A 3166-nucleotide genomic window follows, 5' to 3' on the forward strand; every position below is an offset into this window, starting at 1 on the left:
CCGGAGAACAGTGCATTAATTTTGATCGATTTTCAGCCTCAAATGACTTTTGGAGTTGCAAGCATTGACAGACAAACATTGATTAATAACGTTATGCTGCTTGCTAAATCAGCAAAAGTTTTTAACGTACCTACTATTCTTACCACAGTTGAAACACGCAGCTTTTCTGGTTATTTTTGGCCACAAATTCTTGACATATTCCCAAACCATGAAATTATAGAACGTAGTTCAATGAACTCTTGGGAAGATTCAAAATTTGTTGAGGCAGTTAAAGCAACAGGTAGAAAGAAATTGATATTTGCAGCACTTTGGACTGAAGTTTGCCTTGCATTCCCTGTGCTTGAAGCAATTAAAGCTGGCTATGAAGTTTATGCAGTTGATGATGCTTCAGGTGGTACTAGTTTGACAGCACATAACGCTGCTATGCGTCGTGTAGAACAAGCTGGAGCAATTCCAGTGACAGCAATTCAAGTTTTACTTGAATACCAACGTGACTGGGCACGCAAAGACACTTATGATGCTGTTATGGAAATTGTAAAAGAGCACACTGGCGCTTATGGTCAAGGCGTAGAATACGCATATACTATGGTACATGGCGCGCTTCCAAGCAGGAAAATATGAAACAAGAAAGAGTAACTGCCGGAGAAACTCATACAAGGAACACGATGAATGCTGGCGGTCCAGTAACAACGATTGTTACATGGGAAATTCAAGAAGGTAGAGAAAAACAGTTTGAAACATGGAGACATGAAATCGAAGCTGCCGCTACTAAATTCCCAGGGCATTTAGGCGTAAATCTAATAGTCCCCAATAACGGATCCAGAGAGTATACTGTTATTTTTCGCTTTGATACGTATGAGAATCTACGTGCTTGGCAAGAATCAGATATTCGTCGAGATTTGTTAAAAAAGGCAGAACAATTTCAAGCTACTAATCCAACTTACAAAACTGAAAGCAGTTTGGCTTATTGGTTTGTTACTCCGAAAACGCCAGTTCCACCGCCAAAATGGAAAATGTCTATTGTTACCGTTCTTGGTGTATGGCCTCTTAGCATGTTGGTTCCTAAAGTGATAGGACCTATTATAAAAAATATGAATCCTATTATATCAGCTTTTTTTGTTTCTGTATGCATAGTGTCCTTGCTATCATGGGTAGTCATGCCGATTCTCGGTAAAATATTTCATCCATGGTTACAGAATAATAGGAAGTAGATGAGGTGTGAACATGAATTTACCGGATATGATCTTATATAACGGAAAAATCACTACCCTTGACCCATCTCAACCTGAGGTATCGGCTATCGCCATAACTGATGGTTTAGTCACTGCAGTAGGTGGAGATGAGCTTCTTGATAGTGCCACAGAAAAAACCAAAAAAATAGACCTTAAAAGAAAGAGAGCTATTCCGGGCTTGAATGACTCTCATATACACGTTATTCGTGGCGGTCTTCATTATAATATGGAATTGCGCTGGGAAGGTGTGCCATCACTTGCTATTGCTCTGGAAATGCTTAGAGAGCAGGCAAGACGTACACCTGCTCCTCAGTGGGTAAGAGTAGTTGGAGGTTGGTCTGAATTTCAATTTAAAGAGAGACGGATGCCAACTTTGGAAGAGATTAATGCTGTTTCTGAAGACACGCCTGTCTTTGTACTACATCTTTACGATAGAGCACTTGTAAATCGTGCAGGGCTGCGTGCACTGGGATACACAAAAGATACCCCAGACCCTCCGGGCTGTTTAATTGAGCGGGATAAACGAGGTAATCCAACGGGTCTTTTAATTGCCAATCCTAACGCTTCTATTCTTTATTCAAGTTTGGGTAGAGCTCCAGTACTTAATTTTGACGACCAGATTAACTCAACTCGCCATTTTATGCGCGAATTAAATAGATTAGGTATCACAAGTGCCATTGACGCAGGTGGTGGATTCCAAAATTATCCTGATGATTACAAAGTTGTTGAACATTTAGCCGAGAAAGAACAGTTAACTTTGCGTATTGCGTATAATCTATTTACGCAAAATCCAAATCATGAATATGAAGACTTTGCTTCATGGGCAAAAATTGTTTCTCCGGGTCAAGGAAATGATAAGTATAAAATGAATGGTGCCGGAGAAATGTTAGTATTCTCGGCAGCCGATTTTGAAAAATTTCAAATGCCGCGGCCCGAACTAGCTACGGTGATGGAAGCTGACTTAAAGAAAGTAATTTCTCTATTGGTGGAAAACCGTTGGCCATTCCGTTTACATGCAACTTATGACGAGTCAATAACACGTTTCTTAAATGTTTTTGAGGAAGTCAACAGAGAAATTCCTTTTAATGGTCTACGCTGGTGGTTTGACCATGCAGAAACAATCTCAGATCGTAGTATGGAACGTGTTAAGGCTTTAAATGGCGGTATTGCCATCCAAGACCGCATGGCTTTCCAAGGTGAATACTTTGTTGATTTATACGGAAAAGAAGCTGCAAAGCGTACTCCCCCGATTTATCGTATGTTAGACCTGGGTATACCTGTTGGCGCCGGTAGTGATGCAACCAGGGTTTCCAGCTATAACCCTTGGGTTGCTCTTTACTGGATGGTTGCCGGAAAAACCATTGGTGGTCTTTCGATATACGATGAAAAGAATAAACTTGACAGAAAAGTAGCTCTGGAATTATATTCCAAAGGAAGTGCGTGGTTCTCTGGTGATGAAGGTAAAAAGGGAACCCTTGCAATAGGTCAGTTTGCTGATATTGCTGTATTGTCTGCTGACTACTTTACTGTGCCAGAAGAAGAAATCAAAGACCTTGAATCATTACTCACTATTATGGGTGGGCAGGTTGTTTATGGGAATGATGAATTTAAAAATTTATCACCTGAATTGCCGCCAGCATCACCTGATTGGGCACCGACGGGAGTTTATGGTTATGGTGGTGCTAACCTAGCCCACAATATACTTTCTCACGATGCCCATGATCACAAGTTACATAGTTGCAGTAACCCTCTCCATCAACACACTCATACCGTAATAGGAAAAGATGGAACTAAATGGGGTATTGGTTGTACTTGCTTTGCTTTCTAAGTCAGAACCACTGGTCTAATGCCGGTGGTTTTCTTTCTACAATAAGGGTTTGGGGCCGAGGACGGACCCAAATAGTAATGGTATTAAGATCATAATGGTAATATGG

Annotated in this window: 3 protein-coding genes; all 3 read left to right on the forward strand. The window is 40.8% G+C overall.

The window, feature by feature from the left end:
• A partial coding sequence (locus WAZ07_RS26030) for a hydrolase (RefSeq protein ID WP_336474707.1) occupies positions 1–621 on the forward strand: 621 nt, incomplete at its 5' end.
• Positions 618–1211 (forward strand): antibiotic biosynthesis monooxygenase, encoded by a 594-nt coding sequence (locus WAZ07_RS26035; protein ID WP_336474708.1) that lies wholly within the window; start codon positions 618–620, stop codon positions 1209–1211. The genes WAZ07_RS26030 and WAZ07_RS26035, both read left to right, overlap by 4 nt.
• 13 nt (positions 1212–1224) lie before the next feature.
• Positions 1225–3060 carry an amidohydrolase gene (locus WAZ07_RS26040; protein WP_336474709.1) on the forward strand — a complete coding sequence of 612 codons (1836 nt, stop codon included), beginning with the start codon at positions 1225–1227 and terminating at the stop codon, positions 3058–3060.
• Positions 3061–3166 lie beyond the last annotated feature (106 nt).

This window comes from Bacillus bruguierae (assembly GCF_037104725.1).
In the GTDB taxonomy this organism is placed as follows: Bacteria; Bacillota; Bacilli; order Bacillales; family Bacillaceae_G; genus Bacillus_A; species Bacillus_A bruguierae.

What these genes read in the sequence shown, in the direction of transcription:
- WAZ07_RS26035 (WP_336474708.1), top strand. Translation starts at nt 618, where the DNA reads ATGAAACAAGAAAGAGTAACTGCCGGAGAAACTCATACAAGGAACACG.
- WAZ07_RS26040 (WP_336474709.1), top strand. Translation starts at nt 1,225, where the DNA reads ATGAATTTACCGGATATGATCTTATATAACGGAAAAATCACTACCCTT.